Below are 14,471 nucleotides of genomic sequence, written 5' to 3' on the forward strand. Positions count from 1 at the left end.
TCAACATCAAGGAGACCAATGACCACCAATATAACCATTCAGACATCCCCAGCCCTTCGAGGCATCACAGCCGGGAAGCTCCTCGCTACCCAATTTCCGCCCCGACAGTTCGCCATTGATCCATGGCTGCGAACAGGGGAGAGCGCCCTCATCTGGGCCTCAACAGGCGTAGGCAAAACATGGCTTACCTTATCACTTGCTGTAGCGATGGCAGGGGGCGGCAAGGTCTGGGAATGGTCCGCACCAAAGGCGCGTAAGGTCCTCATCATAGACGGAGAAATGAACACCCAGGATCTTCAGGAACGCATCGCGCACCTCGTGGAAACCGGAGCTGTCGATAGGTTGGACCGGCAGGCCATGGGGAAGAACCTTCTACTGATGCCACGACAGCACCAGAACCCACGAGCGAAGTTCTACGACATCACCGATCCAAGCTCACAGGAGCAAGTTCTGTCAACGATGGAAAAGGAAGATGCCGAGGTGGTCATTATCGACAACCTCACGACATGTGCGGACGGTCTAGCGGACGAGAACGACGCTACTGCTTTCCGGTCGATTATGTCATTCCTGCTTATGATGAAGCAGGCGGGCAAGACGGCGATTGTTGTCCATCACGCCAACAAGACCGGAACCGATGCACGAGGTTCTACGGCCCTTGAAGCAACCTTCGAAGTCAAACTTGGCTTGCAGCGGCCGAAGGTGGAGAAGCCGGGTACGGCGTCGTTCATCACAGAGTTCGGCAAGTTCCGTGGTCGTGGTGACGACACCCTAAGGCCGCGAGTTTGGACCTTGGGGAACCTCGGTTGGGACGTTCAAGACGATACCGGCAGCAACGATCACCGGGTTGTTGAAGCCCTTAAAACCCTCCAATTCGTCAACCAAGGTGAACTTGCGGGTGCCCTTGGGATGGCCCAAGGCTCAGTCTCCAAAGCGCTGACACGGGCGGCTACACTAGGAACAATCAAGGCAGACGAGATCAGTAGGCTTTTCATGAAAGCAAGGGAGCTTAGGACCACAGGGGGGAAACTCCCCGAGGAGACCCAGGAAGCGCCATCGGACAACGCTGGTGAGGATTTCTAGAGGACTACGGGGAGGCCTCTGGCCCCTCCGTTAACCTCATGTGGTTATTCCTTATTCCTCGCATACTAGCTGGGAATACGGAATATCTCGCGAAGCTAGGCCGCCTTATACCAGCCGGATACAAAGATGAGATTGCAAGCGGAAACCGGCGGACGGCGATACTTGAGAGGAAGCGGGGCGTTTTGCGAAATGGAAAGGGCTATGGTGTCGCTCACCGTGACCCCAATTTTCGATCTTCTAGCAAAGGAGCGCGGGAGGGTATTAAGTTCTGTCGCCAAGACAACTTAACCGAGCTTCAAATATGGAGCTGGCAGTTGGCGATCACTGACTTGCGGCGATCCAGCGACGCGATTTCCGAGCGCTACGGATTGGACCAAATCATAGAGCCTCGGTGGAAACGGTGTGTACCTCGCCATTTCGCACCTTTTTGTGAGCGGGAAGGGATCTGGACAAAAGGGCCGCAACGCTGTCTAGGTCCCTCAACTGGCACTCCCAAACTGTTATAACGTGCCACCCAAGATCCCTCAATTCCCGTTCATTTCGTTGGTCTCTGGCTGCGTTTCGCGCAACTTTCGCCGCCCAATAGTTGGAGTTGGTCTTCGGCATTCTTGCGCCTCGGCGGCAATCATGACCATGCCAAAAGCAGCCATGGACTTGAATTACACATCTTCTGCTTGTCATAACTATATCTGGTGTCCCGGGCAAATCCTTACGGTGTAGCCTAAAGCGCACGCCCATTGCGTGAAGAGCACGGCGTACAAGCAACTCCGGCGCGGTGTGCTTTGACCGAACCGCAGCCATCTCTCGGCTCTTCTTATCTGTGGGCGACTGGTTGCTGGTCATCTCGAAACCATGTTACAATTGAGAACAAATCAGAAACCAATTCCCTTTAGCATTGCAATATGGCGAGTTGGTGCTCAGGGGGTTTCATGCCAAAGAACTTTTCTTTCTACGAATTTTTCGCAGGTGCCGGAATGGCGAGGGCAGGCCTCGGAAGCGCTTGGAAATGCACATTTGCAAATGACTTCGATGGAAAGAAGGGCCTAACCTACCAAAATAATTGGGGTACCGGTGGTGAGTTGGTGATTGATGACATCCGCAACGTTAGAACTCCTTCGCTTCCCGGGATTGCGGATCTGGCGTGGGGCTCATTCCCCTGCCAAGACTTGTCATTAGCCGGAGGTGGCGCGGGGCTACGTGGTGAGCGCTCCGGTACATTTTACCCGTTTTGGGATGTAATGCGCGGCCTCCTTAATGAGGGTCGAGGTCCGCGAATAGTCGCGCTCGAAAATGTGTGCGGAACGCTAACCTCGCATAAGGGGGCCGACTTTCAGGCCATTTGTGAGACGTTCTCGGAGGCAGGTTATCGTTATGGGGCGCTCGTGATCGATGCCGAATTATTTTTGCCTCAATCGCGCCCGAGATTGTTCGTTGTTGGCGTGAGAAAAGATATTGATATCGATCCTTGCCTTCTATCTCCTGAAGCCACTGCGCCGTTCCACACGCGCAGTCTTCAGAGCGCTTATCAACGGATAACTGACAAGGCGAAGCAGGATTGGGTATGGTGGAACTTGCCTTGCCCGCCTCTGAGGACGACAACCTTTACCGACATTATCGAAGAAAACCCTCGTGATGTGACTTGGCATTCACAACCACAGACAGATCGCCTTCTAGCATCAATGACGCCTGTCAATCTTGCCAAGGTGGAGGCCGCTAAGCGTGCCGAGCGGCGCATCGTTGGCGGGGTCTATAAGCGCACACGGCCTGAGGGAGGTCGCCGTGTTGTCCGGGCGGAGGTCAGATTTGATGATATTGCAGGATGCTTGAGAACTCCTAACGGAGGATCTTCTCGACAGACTATCCTAGTCGTTGAGGGCGACAACGTCAGATCGCGCCTAATTTCAGCGAGGGAGACAGCCCGACTAATGGGGCTAGATGAAAACTATCGTCTTCCACGGAAATATAACGAGGCCTACCATCTCACCGGAGACGGCGTTGCAGTCCCGGTAGTTCGGTTCCTTTCGCACTATCTGTTTGAACCGCTTCTGCCTCGGCTTAGCGAATGTGACAATTCCGCAATTTCACTGAAAACGCAGGGCGGCTGAATTGGCGGTTAATTTTAATTTTCGCAAGAAGGCCGGAGCATCCCTGACCAAGCAGATCGGCGTATATGTCTTAGCCGACCTCGACAATGTGCCGATTTATGTGGGCCAATCGACAGATGGGATCCGAGCACGAGTAGCGAGACACCTTACATCTGCGCGTTCGGACATTATTGCAAATCGGCAAATTGATGTATGGGAAATAGCTTACGTTTGGACTTATCCCGTTCCAGATAGGAACGAGATCAACGCGCTAGAAGCTAATCTCTTCCACCACTTTGACCCACGCTCGCAGCTTATGAATGGCACACTTCCTCCTCGCGTAGAGGAACTTCCACCCCCACCGCAGCCGGCACAAATCGTTCAGGTAATGAGCGATGAGGAAATAGCTGATCGCAAGCAGCCTGAGCAACGACTTCCCCGCCAAGCTGGGCACTACGCTCAGATTGTCGGGCATTTCCTAGCGGTAAAAAATTCCGCTCAGATCGCGCGAGCAATGAATGCCCATTTCAAACGCCTGACACGTTACCATTCACTACTCCTGGGACAGGCCGAAGATGTAAATGGCGAGGGCGAAGATTAGGAGCAGCGTAAAACCACCAGAGCTGCGTTTGTTGTACCAGTGTATCACTTTCCCTATATAATGTCTGACGTAGAGTGTAGAAACCACTAACCCAGAAGGAGCAATACCAGTGGCAGCGATTTCAGCAGCCGCAGTTGCCAATGAGTTTCTCGACCTCTCAGATGCCGAGCCAGGCTTTCCTGTCGATCCAATGAAGCTTCAGAAGCTTGTCTACTATGCCCAAGCATGGTGGTTGGCGCAGAGAGGGGAGCCCCTCTTCGAGGAAGATATAGAAGCGTGGCCATGGGGACCCGTTATTCGAAATCTATACTTCAACTTTAAAGACCACGGGCGTGCTGCTATCCGAGGGACGCGGGCGACTCAGCTTCAAAGAACCGGAACTGGAGTGCTCGACTTCCGCCTACAGGCCCCCAAGTTGGAAGACCCAACCGCTAAGCAATTCATCAGGCAAATATGGGATACGCATAAGGGTTACTCCGGCGTGCAGTTATCAAACGCCACGCATATGCCGGGCGAACCGTGGACCATTACGAAAGAACGCTATGGCTCCCTAGATAGCAAGCCGACTATCCCGAACGAGATCATTCGTGACGTGTTCCGGGCCAAAGTATGAGCGAAGATGGCGACGACGGTCAGCCGCAGCCTGGGCAGATGCCGCAGACCACCATAAAACCGCCCGGTGATATACCTAGCGAGCCAGATAAATATACCCGTAAGTCTCCCGACATGACCGGGCCATATGCAGATGAGCGGGTATTTTTTATTGATGCGAAGTTTTTTAAGTACGGGACGACCGATCAAGGGCATGCCGCCGCTTTGGTATTATCGGCACTCCTTCTGATTGTAATTCTATTGCTCGGCTTAGTTGCTCTGCTTATGCGTGCGGAAATGGGAGTAATCCAGTTCCTGGTTAGTCCATTCTCACTTGTAGCAGGTGTTGCTGTTGGAAAATCGTTGGGTAGCAAATCAAACCACCGCGACGACTGAGAATAAGTGTGATTGGATGACGATTAAGGGAAACGAAGGATTTTAAATTTCCGCTGAGAAGCGAGCCGATATCTGGGGTAGGAAGCCGACCAGTTTTTTAATTATGCTGGTCGGCGGTTATGACGCCGGCTTCCATAGACGTTCTGGTGAGCATCACTACGGCACATTCCAATCCCACCGTGAGGGGCATTCAGTCCATCAGTTCTCGGTGCAATCGATGATGAACCAATCTCATGGTCGGTCGGACAGGAACGCTTAACCACCCTCGGATGCCAAAGGCACAAACGTTCGACCCTGCGACCTTTGGAGTTCTCTCTGCCTATCGGCTCTCCAATCCCGAGCAAGCACAACGCATAGTCTGTACAAAGAATGGAGGCGAGCTAATGGCCGCATACCCATAACAATCGGATTTGCATAGGCCCCGCTATTGTGCTACACACAGGGAGAAAATAGAGCGGAATAATATAGCAATTTCAATGATATGATGGACAAAGAGCCCTGTCCTCTTCTGGGCACCATTTCCTTTCTTGAGAAACACGGATTTCTCAAAGATTTCAAGATTTAGCGAGCTCTTGCAATGCCGCTTCCGGTTCGCCGGGAGTTCATAAGAACTTGTCTTGAAATCGGCTATCCGGATGAAAGCCGGCCTTTCGGCATCCCTGAATAATCGTCCTTTGAACGGATCCCTGATGCCCGCCGCTGGCAGGCGATGAATGCCTGGTCAACAGCTGCCGCCCAGTGTCTTTAAATCATTGACTATCGAAGAAGAGATCGACCTAATGGGGCAAACCCTGAGGGACGTTTGATGGACCACAAGAGCGACTGGTACGACCTGATTGTTGGCAACGGCAATGTCAACGAAGGACTCGGGAGGATGATAGGGTTCATCCTCGCCGTCATCATAATCCTCAGCCTTATCTTCTGGGCAATCTGAGCGCCTCTCGCCGAGGGAGGCTGTCGCCCCTGTCTTACATCAACTAGTGAAGGCTTCCCGAATCCGGCCTGACGCTAAGTCCGGCCTCACGCACCGCCTCCAGAAAAGCCTTTCGCGACCGCTCGGCGGAAACCTTGCCAAGAACGGCATCGAGGCAAACCAGCACGGCCTCATCCATTGCCGGGCCGCCATTGACCGGCCACTCCTCGCTCATGCAGTTTGCCGCGTCCAGCGCGTTGGTGATGATCGCGAAATGGCCGATGCCGTCGAGATCGACTATGACGGGATTGTTCCAATCACCATATTCCATGGCAGCCCTCCTCGCCTTTACGCTACAAGCCCATAACGGGGAGCAGCGGCGAGATGTTCCTGGGCTCTGCGCAGGGCGTTAAGATTTTCTTGCGGCGTCTCATCGGATGTGACCGGATACGAGACGCTCTGTATGGAAACCGCGATGGACAACCAGTCAAATGCCCCAATCAGGGCAGAGGCCGAGATCCGCGCTTCCCGCTGTGTGCAAACCTCCATCCCGTTATGGCGCTACCTCGCGCAACGTTATCTCGTTAACTTTTGCCGAAGGGAGGAAAAAGACGAATAAGGGGAACAATAAAATGGACCACGTCTGCAACCTGCTCTGGCTCGCCTTCAGTGTCGCTCTTCTCTTTGCCGCGTTGAACCGGCGGCTCGTCGGTGATTACGTCGCCATGTGGTATCTGCTCGTTATCACCGTGGTGACCGTGATGGCCTGGGCGGGTTTCTTCCCGACCGACATGGCGACGCTGCGCGCCGGTTAGCGCGCTCCGGCGCCACAACCATGCAATCCTGCCTACCTTTGCTCGATAACAGTCAGGCACGAAAAAGGCGCCGAAAACCTATTTCGGCAGCCTGAAGCATGAATAAAGGTCCAGCCGGCGCTCCAAAGCACCCATGTCAGCCGACCATACTCCCGTGCTCGCGAGACCAGGTGTTTTGGGGATGAGAGGGGACGGCTGTGTTCCATTCCCCTTCGGCGTAGCCCGTCAGTAATGCTCGGACTGGGAGAAAGTATGGGCGAGCTCCGCCTGCCCCGCCGTCAGGCCGCAATCGACAGGCAGGCAAACGCCTGTTATCGCGGAAGCAAGCGGGCTTGCGAGGAAGGAGACCGCATTGGCGACGTCGACGGGATCGACGACGCGTTGTAGCGCATACCAGCGCTTCGCCTCCTCAAAGACGTTGGGATTGGCTGCTGCGCGGACTTCCCAGGCTTGCGTGCGCACCGTGCCGGGCGCGACTGCATTCGAGCGGATGCCGAACTTGCCGTATTCGACCGCGACCAGCCGGGTGAAATGCAGAAGCCCCGCCTTGGCCGCGCTATAGGCCGGATGGCCGAAGACGGCCATACCGTTGACGGAGGCGATATTGATCACCGACCCTTTCGACGCCTTCAGCATGTCCTCGACGGCGCGGAAGCAGAGAAAAGCCGCTTCGAGATTGAGGGCATTGTCGGCACGCCAGATGGCCGGCGTGGTATCATGAAGGCTGACGGCGCGAGCGGCACCGGCATTGTTGACGAGCGTCTTCACCCCGCCGAGATCCGATGCGGCCTTTGCCATGGCGGCAACATCGGCATCGCTGGTGATATCCGCCTTGAACGTGACGAAACGCTCCGCCGGGCCGAGTTCTCCAACAGCCTTCTGCATGGCCGCCTCGTCGATATCGACGAGCAGGATGATGTCGTGGTCATCCGCCAGGCGTTTTGCGATGGCACGGCCGATATCGCCGGCAGCCCCCGTGACGATGGCGACGGATTTGCTCATATCATATTCCTTCGATCGATTCCCCGAGCGGCTTGATCCGCCACCCAATGTTGTTGTTTTCGGCGGAGCCCAATGTGATGAGCTGCGCCGACTTTCGCGAAACTACTCTAATCTCCAAGAAGCTGGCGGTCGTCGCCATCGCGATGGGTGACGAGCTGCTGCTTGATACGGCGCAGCGTCATCGTTGCCTGCGGCTGAATGCGATAGGCGACCAGGCTGGCGAGAATGTCCACCACGGCCAGATAGGCGATGCGGGTCGATGTCGGCCGATAGATATTGTCTCCTTCCGGCAGGTCGACGGGCACCGTAATCTCGGCGGCGCGGGCCACCGGGCTTTCACTCTGCGTCAGGGCGATGGTCGGCACCTTGGCTTCGCGTGCCAGCGCAAAAGCGCGCACCAGCTCGGCGTTGCGGCCGGAGAAGGAGGAGCCGATCAGCACGTCCGTCGGCTTGGCGGCGGCAGCCATCATCAGCTGCATGCTGTGGTCGGAGCTCGCGGTAATGCGAAGGCCTAGCCGGAACAGGCGGTTCTGCAGCTCGGTCGCGATCATAGAGGAATTGCCGCCGGAGCCGAAGGCATAGATCATCTCCGCACTGGCGAGGCGGTTCGCCGCCCGCTCGATGGCGGCAACATCCAGCCCGCGATGCAGCAGGAAGAGTGCGTTCTGCGCCTTGGTAATAATATCCTGGGCAACGTCGGCCGGTGCGATGCTCTTCGGCTCGGGCTTCAGATAGCGCATGCCGACATAGGCTGTCCGCGCAAGCTGCACCTTGAAATCGGAAAAGCTTTCGCAGCCCAGACGTCGGCAGAAACGCGTCACCGTCGGCGGCGAGACATCCGCCTTGCCCGCAAGCTCGATAATGGAAGCATTGACGGCGAATTCGAAATCATTGAGGACGATGTCGGCGATACGGATTTCCGATTGCGAAAGCCGGCCTCTCTCTTCCTGCATGGTCGTGAAGATATCCATCAGCCCCCCTTCGTCGCTGCTTCACCCACGTTTGACACGTAGTCAGCGACACGATCCATCTCAATCTTCCCGATCCCGCCGGCGCCTGTGGACAGGCGTGTGCGCAGAAGCGGCTTGTCATTCGTTCCCGTTTCGCCGGAACCGTGACATGTGATGGCCACCATGCGGTTCCTGCAAATTATTTTCTTGATACGTTGACAAATGACCATAGAAAGCGGAATTTGGCCAGTGAAAATCGCAAATTATGAAAAGAATTTAAATGACGGCGGATGCTATGCGTGATCCTTTCAAGAATCCCTTCCCTGCCAGCGATACCGCCAGGCATTCGATCTGGGAGATGCTCGTCCCGCGCGATATCGATGCTTTTCTTGCCGCCGACTGGTCGATGGTCGCGGGCGATTTCGTCGAAGAGGGCTTTATCGGCATCGATGGCAAGCGCGCGGTCAGCCCGGACAAATGGCGCCTCGCCTTCCCGACGCTGTCCGCCTATCGCGACGAGTGGCTGCGCCAGGCACGCGACTTCGCCACGCAATCCTTCGCCGAAGATCCGCGCACGGCCATCTTCACGACAACGACCCTCGAAGACATCGAGATCGAAGGCGATATGGCACTGGTGCGCAAGAAGTTCGACGGCAGCCTGAAGAAGTCGGATGGCGGCATCGACGTGATGAAGTGGCAGACACTTTATTACTGCCGCCTGCATGAAGGAAGCTGGAAGATCTGCGGCTTCACCGGCTATCTGCCGAACCCCATGGAATAGAGGCGACAGCATTGCGCATTTTCACGGCGGCCCTTGCGACCGAGACGAATACCTTCTCCCCTATCTGCGTCGACCGGCGCGCCTTCGAAGCCTCTCTTTATGCGCCGCCGGGCACACATCCGGAAACGCCGACGCTATGTTCCGCACCGATCACTGTGGGACGGCGTATCGCGGTGGAAAAGGGCTGGGAGGTGATCGAGGGCACCGCCACCTGGGCCGATCCGGCCGGTTTGGTCAATCGCCGTACCTATGAGGAACTGCGCGACGAAATTCTTGAGCAATTGCGCGCGGCAATGCCTGTCGATGCTGTCGTTCTCGGACTGCACGGCGCCATGGTTGCGGATGGTTACGAGGATACGGAAGGTGATTTCCTATCGCGCGTGCGCGACATCGTCGGGCCGGATATCCTGATCTGCGCCGAGCTCGATCCGCATAGCCATCTGACGGCGAAGCGCCTCGCGGCCGCCGATTTCTTCGTCTATTTCAAGGAATTCCCGCATACGGATTTCGTCGATCGCGCCGAGGACCTCTGGCGGATCGCAATCGATACGCTAGAAGGCCGCGTGAAGCCGGTCATGTCGGCCTTCGACTGCCGCATGATCGATGTTTTTCCGACCTCGCGCGACCCCATGCGCTCTTTCGTCGACAAGATTATGGCGATGGAAAAAAGTGACGCCGATATTCTTTCGATTTCGGTCATTCATGGTTTCATGGCCGGCGACGTGCCGGAGATGGGTACGAAGCTGCTCGTCGTCACAGATAATAAGCCGGATAAAGGTTCCGCAATCGCCCGCGATCTCGGCCTGGAACTCTTCTCAAAGCGCGGCACCTTCATCATGCCGCAGATCGACGAGAAGCAGGCGGTAAGCGAGGCCATGGCTGCCGCTTCGGGTCCGGTCGTCATAGCCGATCTTTGGGATAATCCCGGCGGCGGCACGGCAGGCGACGCAACGGTCATCCTGCAGGAATTGCTCGATCGCGGCGCTACCGACACGGCGATCGGCACGATCTGGGACCCGATGGCCGTACAGATCTGCATGGCGGCCGGCGAAGGCGCGAAAATCCCCCTGCGTTTTGGCGCCAAATCGGCACCGGGCACGGGCAATCCGATCGACGGTCTCGTCAAGATCGTTCGCCTGGTTCCGAATGCCGAAATGCGTTTCGGTGAGAGCTTCGCTCCCTTCGGCGATGCCGCACATATTCAGCTCGATGGCATCGACATCATCCTGAATTCGACGCGCGCGCAGAGCTTCGATCCGAGCCTGTTTTCCGTCATGGGCATCGACCCCAGCACGAAAAAGATCCTGGTCATCAAATCGACCAATCATTTCTACGCGTCCTTCTCCAAGATCGCATCGCAGATCCTTTACTGCTCCGCAGGAACGCCTTATCCCAACAATCCGGCGCGCACGCCCTACCGCCGCGCGCGAAAGGATATCTGGCCGATGGTGGCGGACCCCTTTGCAGAAGAACGGAAAGACGCCTGACATGGCTCCGAATATCGCTCACGACATTGCCTTGGAAATCAGCCCCAAGCCGGGCGACACGGTCGACAGCCTCTCCACGCCACGCCCGATCATCGACGAAGACCGGCTGGCTGCGAATATTGCGCGCGTGCAGTCCTACATGGATGCGCACGGACTGAATTTCCGCCCGCACATTAAGACGCACAAGATTCCGGCCCTCGCACGCGCCCAGGTCGCCGCCGGCGCCAAGGGCATCAACTGCCAGAAGATCACAGAGGCGGAAGTCTTCGCCAATGCAGGTTTCGAAGATATCCTGATCACCTTCAATATCCTAGGGGCTGAGAAGCTCGCACGGCTTTCGGCTTTGAACGACCGTATATCCGGCCTCAAGCTCGTGGCCGACAGCACCGTGACGGTTGATGGACTTTCCGGCTGGTTCGCCGCCCGCAAGCCGCTGACCGTGCTGGTCGAATGCGATACCGGCGGCGCGCGCTGCGGCGTGCAATCGCCAGAGCAGGCGGCCGCTCTCGGCAAGCATATCGCCAGCAAGCCCGGTCTCGTCTTCGGTGGCTTGATGAGCTATCCGAAGCCGAACAACGCCGCCGCGACGCAGGCTTTCCTCGTCGAAGCAGTAGCGCAGCTGAAGAATGATGGCATCGAATGCCCGATCGTCAGCAATGGCGGCACCCCAAGCCTTTTTGAGGCCCACCTCGTCACGGCCGCTACCGAGCATCGCGCCGGAACCTACATCTATAATGACCGCTCGATGGTGCGTGCGGGCCATTGCCGGGAAGAGGATTGCGCCATGCACATCCTTGCGACCGTCGTTTCCCGACCAACCGAAGACCGCGCCGTCATCGATGCCGGCTCGAAGGCTTTGACTTCCGACCTTCTCGGTTTTGCCGATTACGGTCAGGTGGTCGACTATCCCGATGCCGTCATCAAGGGGCTATCGGAAGAGCATGGTGTCATCGATCTGTCGAACTGCGCAGGCGCTCGTCCTGAGATCGGCGACAAGATCCGCATCATACCGAACCACACCTGCGTCGTTTCCAATCTCTTCGACCAGATGGTGTTCCATCGCGATGGCGTCGTCACCCGCGTCGAAGAGGTAGCAGCTCGCGGTCTGGTCTGGTAGGGCGATCCCTCACCCGCCTTCGTGGTTCGAGACGGCCCTTTGAGCCTCCTCACCAAGAGGGCAGACTCTCCGCGCTGTAGCCCAAGAACGGTAAGCCGTATCGAGGACCAGGTTTACCCCATCCTCACCCTGAGCTTGTCGAAGGGCGAGGATAGCCAGCAATCACCTCTCCGTCAGGAAGCAGCCTGGTTCAGCAAGTCCATGTCGATTTCGGTCAGTTCCACCCGCCGCTCGAAAGCCTGGCCGTTTTCATCGAAGAGATGGCAATCGCCGAGGCGGATACCAGTCTTCAGGGGTGCGTCCATGCGGATGGCGGCGCTGCCGGGCAGCGTCGCACAGAAATTCTCGTCGATGCCATCAGCCGTGGCATAGGCGACCGTTTGGGCGCCGAGCCGCTCCACGACCGTCGGTACGATCGTGAGGGTCAGATCACCATCGCCAAGCTGGACATGCTCCGGCCGGATGCCGAGGGTCAATGCCTTGCCGGCAAAGCCTGGACGCGGCGTGACGGGCAGCAGCACCTTCTGCCCCTTATACTCCACCTCCACACCCGCATCGCTGACGCCTGTGCAAATGACGGGCAGAAAATTCATCTTCGGATTGCCGATGAAGCGGGCAACGAAGGTATTTGCCGGCTTGTGATAAAGCTCCAGCGGCGCACCGACCTGCGATATCTCGCCGGCGTTCAGCACAACGATGCGGTCGGCCATGGTCATAGCCTCAACCTGATCATGCGTCACGTAGATCATGGTTGCCTGCAACTGGCGGTGCAGCTTGGCGAGCTCGATGCGCATATCGGCACGCAACGCAGCATCGAGGTTGGACAGTGGCTCGTCAAAGAGGAAGATCTTCGGCTCGCGCACGATCGCACGGCCGATGGCGACACGCTGGCGCTGACCGCCGGACAGCTGACCCGGCTTTTCCTGAAGGCGTTTATCGAGGTGCAGGATACGCGCAGCATTCTCGACCTTGGCCTTGAGTTTGTCCTCCGCCATCTTCTCCACCCGCAGCGGGAAGGCGATGTTTTCGAACACCGACATATGCGGATAGAGAGCATAGGACTGGAAGACCATGGCGATGCCGCGCTTGACGGGCGGCAGATCATTGACGCGGGCGCCATCGATCTTGATGTCGCCGCTGGTCACATCGTCGAGGCCGGCAATCATGCGCAGCAGGGTCGACTTGCCGCAGCCGGACGGGCCGACGAAGACGATGAACTCACCGTCATTGACGTCGAGCTCGACGCCCTTGATGACCTCAAAATGACCGTAAGATTTTTTGACCTGATTAAGGTGCAGCTTTCCCAAACTCTGTCTCCGCGCGGCGCCGCCATGGGGCGGGCAGGGCTCCAAAGGCCGCGCGCATTGCGCGCGGCCCGGTGACTTGCAGGCTTACTTGTACTGCTCGAGATCGGCAGCGGCCTTCTTCAGCGCATCTGCCGGCTGAGCCTGACCGGTGACGACCGACTGGACCATGGAGATCATCACGTTCTGGAAGCCCTTGTAGTCCTTGAAGAGCGGCTCGGGACCACCATAGGCGATGCCGTCGATGAACGGCTTCCAGGAAGCATCCTTCTTGACGAACTCGTCAACCATCGGAGACGGGCGCAGTGGTGTGAGGCCTGCGCCGCCCTGGAGTTCGTATTCTCCCTGCGGGCCGGGAGACGTGATGAACTTGGCGAATTCGATCGCCTTGTCCTCAACGCCGCTGCCCTTGAAGACGGCAAGGCTGTCGGTGATGAGCAGCGTGCCCTGACCCTTGGCCGAAGGACCGAGCGGCAGCGGTGCCACGCCCCAATTGATCTTTGTTTCCTTCAGACGAGCGGCGGCACCGGAGCCGGCCTGGATCATGCCGACCTTGCCATCGAGGAAGATGGCGCGCATTTCGTTCTGTTCGTAAGCGGTCGGCCCTTCGACCGAGTAGGGCGTGATGTCCTTGTAGGCCTGGAGAGCTGCCAGAACCTCGGGGCTATCGAGAACGATCTTATCGCCGTCGATGACCTTGCCGTTGTTGGTGTAAACCCAATGCAGGAACTGGTGCATGGTGTTATCGAAGGTCTTGGCCGAGAGGCCATAGCCCGGAATGCCGGTCTTTTCCTTGATCGCCTTGGCGTCGGCGATTTCTTCAGCCCAGGTGGTCGGCGGCTTTTCCGGATCAAGACCTGCCTTCTTGAAGAGATCCTTGTTCCAGTAGAGCGCCTTTGTCGAGAAGGCGATCGGTGTGCCCCACTGCTGCCCATCGAAGGTAACCGTCCCAACGATGCCCGGATAATAAGCCTTCTTCTCTTCGTCCGTCATCGGAATCGGAACGATCAGGTCGTTGTCAGCGAACTGCTTCAGCGTGCGCGAGCCGACATAAGCCATGGCAACCGGCGTGCCGGCTGCGGCGAGCGTGGTTGCCTTGTCCTGGCACTGCTCCCAACCGACGACCTCAGGCTTGACGGCCCAGCCCGGATTCTTGTCTTCCCACTGCTTGATGTACTTCACATGGATCGGATCGATGCTGTCGCCGCAATAGATCCAGCTGATTTCCTTGTCGGCGGCCTGGGCGTTTACGGCGCCAAGCACGGTGGAGCCGAGCAAAGCAAGGGCGAGAAGCCCCGTCTTGAAATGGAATGTCACGTTTAAGCTCCCGTTCTCTCTGGTGGTTGATTG

At 57.3% G+C, this 14,471-nt stretch carries 16 protein-coding genes; 10 read left to right on the plus strand and 6 right to left on the minus strand.

Annotated features, from left to right (window positions below; genetic code table 11):
• Positions 1-18 precede the first annotated feature (18 nt).
• Positions 19-1,080 (plus strand): AAA family ATPase, encoded by a 1,062-nt coding sequence (locus AC13QY_RS26930; RefSeq protein ID WP_488494269.1) that lies wholly within the window; start codon positions 19-21, stop codon positions 1,078-1,080.
• Between the two features lie 378 nt (positions 1,081-1,458).
• Here the strand turns inward: AC13QY_RS26930 and AC13QY_RS26935 are convergent, their stop codons facing one another.
• Positions 1,459-1,923 (minus strand): very short patch repair endonuclease, encoded by a 465-nt coding sequence (locus AC13QY_RS26935; RefSeq protein ID WP_488494270.1) that lies wholly within the window; start codon positions 1,921-1,923, stop codon positions 1,459-1,461.
• Between the two features lie 86 nt (positions 1,924-2,009).
• Between AC13QY_RS26935 and AC13QY_RS26940 the strand changes: the two genes are divergently transcribed.
• The 5 genes from AC13QY_RS26940 to AC13QY_RS26960 all read left to right on the plus strand — a co-directional run bounded on the left by AC13QY_RS26940 (position 2,010) and on the right by AC13QY_RS26960 (position 5,686).
• Entirely contained in the window at positions 2,010-3,185 is a 1,176-nt protein-coding gene (locus AC13QY_RS26940; protein WP_488494271.1) for a DNA cytosine methyltransferase, read from the plus strand.
• A 1-nt stretch (position 3,186) separates the two neighbouring features.
• The gene (locus AC13QY_RS26945) at positions 3,187-3,765 is read left to right on the plus strand and encodes a GIY-YIG nuclease family protein (protein ID WP_488494272.1); all 579 of its coding nucleotides are present in this window, start codon (positions 3,187-3,189) and stop codon (positions 3,763-3,765) included.
• 109 nt (positions 3,766-3,874) lie between these two features.
• Positions 3,875-4,378: a Panacea domain-containing protein gene (locus AC13QY_RS26950; RefSeq protein WP_488494273.1), complete on the plus strand. Its 504-nt coding sequence runs from the start codon at positions 3,875-3,877 to the stop codon at positions 4,376-4,378.
• Complete coding sequence (locus AC13QY_RS26955) at positions 4,375-4,752, plus strand: hypothetical protein (RefSeq protein WP_488494274.1); 378 nt, start codon at positions 4,375-4,377, stop codon at positions 4,750-4,752. The genes AC13QY_RS26950 and AC13QY_RS26955 overlap by 4 nt, the downstream gene beginning before the upstream one ends.
• Positions 4,753-5,557: 805 nt before the next feature.
• Positions 5,558-5,686: a hypothetical protein gene (locus tag AC13QY_RS26960; RefSeq protein ID WP_257714003.1), complete on the plus strand. Its 129-nt coding sequence runs from the start codon at positions 5,558-5,560 to the stop codon at positions 5,684-5,686.
• Positions 5,687-5,729: 43 nt separating this feature from the next.
• Here the strand turns inward: AC13QY_RS26960 and AC13QY_RS26965 are convergent, their stop codons facing one another.
• Entirely contained in the window at positions 5,730-5,996 is a 267-nt protein-coding gene (locus tag AC13QY_RS26965) for a DUF982 domain-containing protein (protein ID WP_113390827.1), read from the minus strand.
• A 301-nt stretch (positions 5,997-6,297) separates the two neighbouring features.
• On the opposite strand from AC13QY_RS26965, the gene AC13QY_RS26970 reads away from it, so the two are divergent.
• Entirely contained in the window at positions 6,298-6,480 is a 183-nt protein-coding gene (locus AC13QY_RS26970) for a hypothetical protein (RefSeq protein WP_069611006.1), read from the plus strand.
• 225 nt (positions 6,481-6,705) lie between these two features.
• Here AC13QY_RS26970 and AC13QY_RS26975 read toward each other — a convergent pair whose 3' ends face one another.
• Positions 6,706-7,482, minus strand: a complete 777-nt coding sequence (locus AC13QY_RS26975) for an SDR family oxidoreductase (protein ID WP_113390825.1) — start codon at positions 7,480-7,482, stop codon at positions 6,706-6,708.
• A gap of 107 nt (positions 7,483-7,589) precedes the next feature.
• A complete protein-coding gene (locus tag AC13QY_RS26980; RefSeq protein WP_152093855.1) occupies positions 7,590-8,453 on the minus strand; it encodes a MurR/RpiR family transcriptional regulator in 864 nt (287 codons plus the stop codon).
• Between the two features lie 274 nt (positions 8,454-8,727).
• Here AC13QY_RS26980 and AC13QY_RS26985 point away from each other — a divergent pair, with 274 nt between their 5' ends.
• Genes AC13QY_RS26985 through AC13QY_RS26995 form a run of 3 tightly spaced genes read left to right on the plus strand, consistent with a single transcriptional unit; the run spans position 8,728 to position 11,817 of the window.
• On the plus strand, positions 8,728-9,213 hold the full coding sequence (locus tag AC13QY_RS26985; RefSeq protein ID WP_113395731.1) for a hypothetical protein: 486 nt from the start codon (positions 8,728-8,730) through the stop codon (positions 9,211-9,213).
• Positions 9,214-9,224: 11 nt separating this feature from the next.
• Positions 9,225-10,700, plus strand: coding sequence for a M81 family metallopeptidase (locus AC13QY_RS26990; RefSeq protein WP_488494275.1), 1,476 nt, complete (start codon positions 9,225-9,227; stop codon positions 10,698-10,700).
• Position 10,701: 1 nt separating this feature from the next.
• The gene (locus AC13QY_RS26995) at positions 10,702-11,817 is read left to right on the plus strand and encodes a D-TA family PLP-dependent enzyme (RefSeq protein WP_269245528.1); all 1,116 of its coding nucleotides are present in this window, start codon (positions 10,702-10,704) and stop codon (positions 11,815-11,817) included.
• Positions 11,818-11,990: 173 nt separating this feature from the next.
• Here the strand turns inward: AC13QY_RS26995 and AC13QY_RS27000 are convergent, their stop codons facing one another.
• The gene (locus tag AC13QY_RS27000) at positions 11,991-13,124 is read right to left on the minus strand and encodes an ABC transporter ATP-binding protein (RefSeq protein WP_269245527.1); all 1,134 of its coding nucleotides are present in this window, start codon (positions 13,122-13,124) and stop codon (positions 11,991-11,993) included.
• 84 nt (positions 13,125-13,208) lie between these two features.
• Positions 13,209-14,438 (minus strand): ABC transporter substrate-binding protein, encoded by a 1,230-nt coding sequence (locus tag AC13QY_RS27005; protein WP_113329836.1) that lies wholly within the window; start codon positions 14,436-14,438, stop codon positions 13,209-13,211.
• Positions 14,439-14,471: the final 33 nt, after the last annotated feature.

Source organism: Martinezella sp. CNPSo 3795 (assembly GCF_057784475.1).

Coding starts and splice junctions, on each gene's coding strand:
- AC13QY_RS26935 (WP_488494270.1), bottom strand. CDS start 1,923: ATGACCAGCAACCAGTCGCCCACAGATAAGAAGAGCCGAGAGATGGCT.
- AC13QY_RS26985 (WP_113395731.1), top strand. CDS start 8,728: ATGCGTGATCCTTTCAAGAATCCCTTCCCTGCCAGCGATACCGCCAGG.
- AC13QY_RS26930 (WP_488494269.1), top strand. CDS start 19: ATGACCACCAATATAACCATTCAGACATCCCCAGCCCTTCGAGGCATC.
- AC13QY_RS26965 (WP_113390827.1), bottom strand. CDS start 5,996: ATGGAATATGGTGATTGGAACAATCCCGTCATAGTCGATCTCGACGGC.
- AC13QY_RS26975 (WP_113390825.1), bottom strand. CDS start 7,482: ATGAGCAAATCCGTCGCCATCGTCACGGGGGCTGCCGGCGATATCGGC.
- AC13QY_RS26940 (WP_488494271.1), top strand. CDS start 2,010: ATGCCAAAGAACTTTTCTTTCTACGAATTTTTCGCAGGTGCCGGAATG.
- AC13QY_RS26960 (WP_257714003.1), top strand. CDS start 5,558: ATGGACCACAAGAGCGACTGGTACGACCTGATTGTTGGCAACGGCAAT.
- AC13QY_RS26955 (WP_488494274.1), top strand. CDS start 4,375: ATGAGCGAAGATGGCGACGACGGTCAGCCGCAGCCTGGGCAGATGCCG.
- AC13QY_RS26980 (WP_152093855.1), bottom strand. CDS start 8,453: ATGGATATCTTCACGACCATGCAGGAAGAGAGAGGCCGGCTTTCGCAA.
- AC13QY_RS26995 (WP_269245528.1), top strand. CDS start 10,702: ATGGCTCCGAATATCGCTCACGACATTGCCTTGGAAATCAGCCCCAAG.
- AC13QY_RS26970 (WP_069611006.1), top strand. CDS start 6,298: ATGGACCACGTCTGCAACCTGCTCTGGCTCGCCTTCAGTGTCGCTCTT.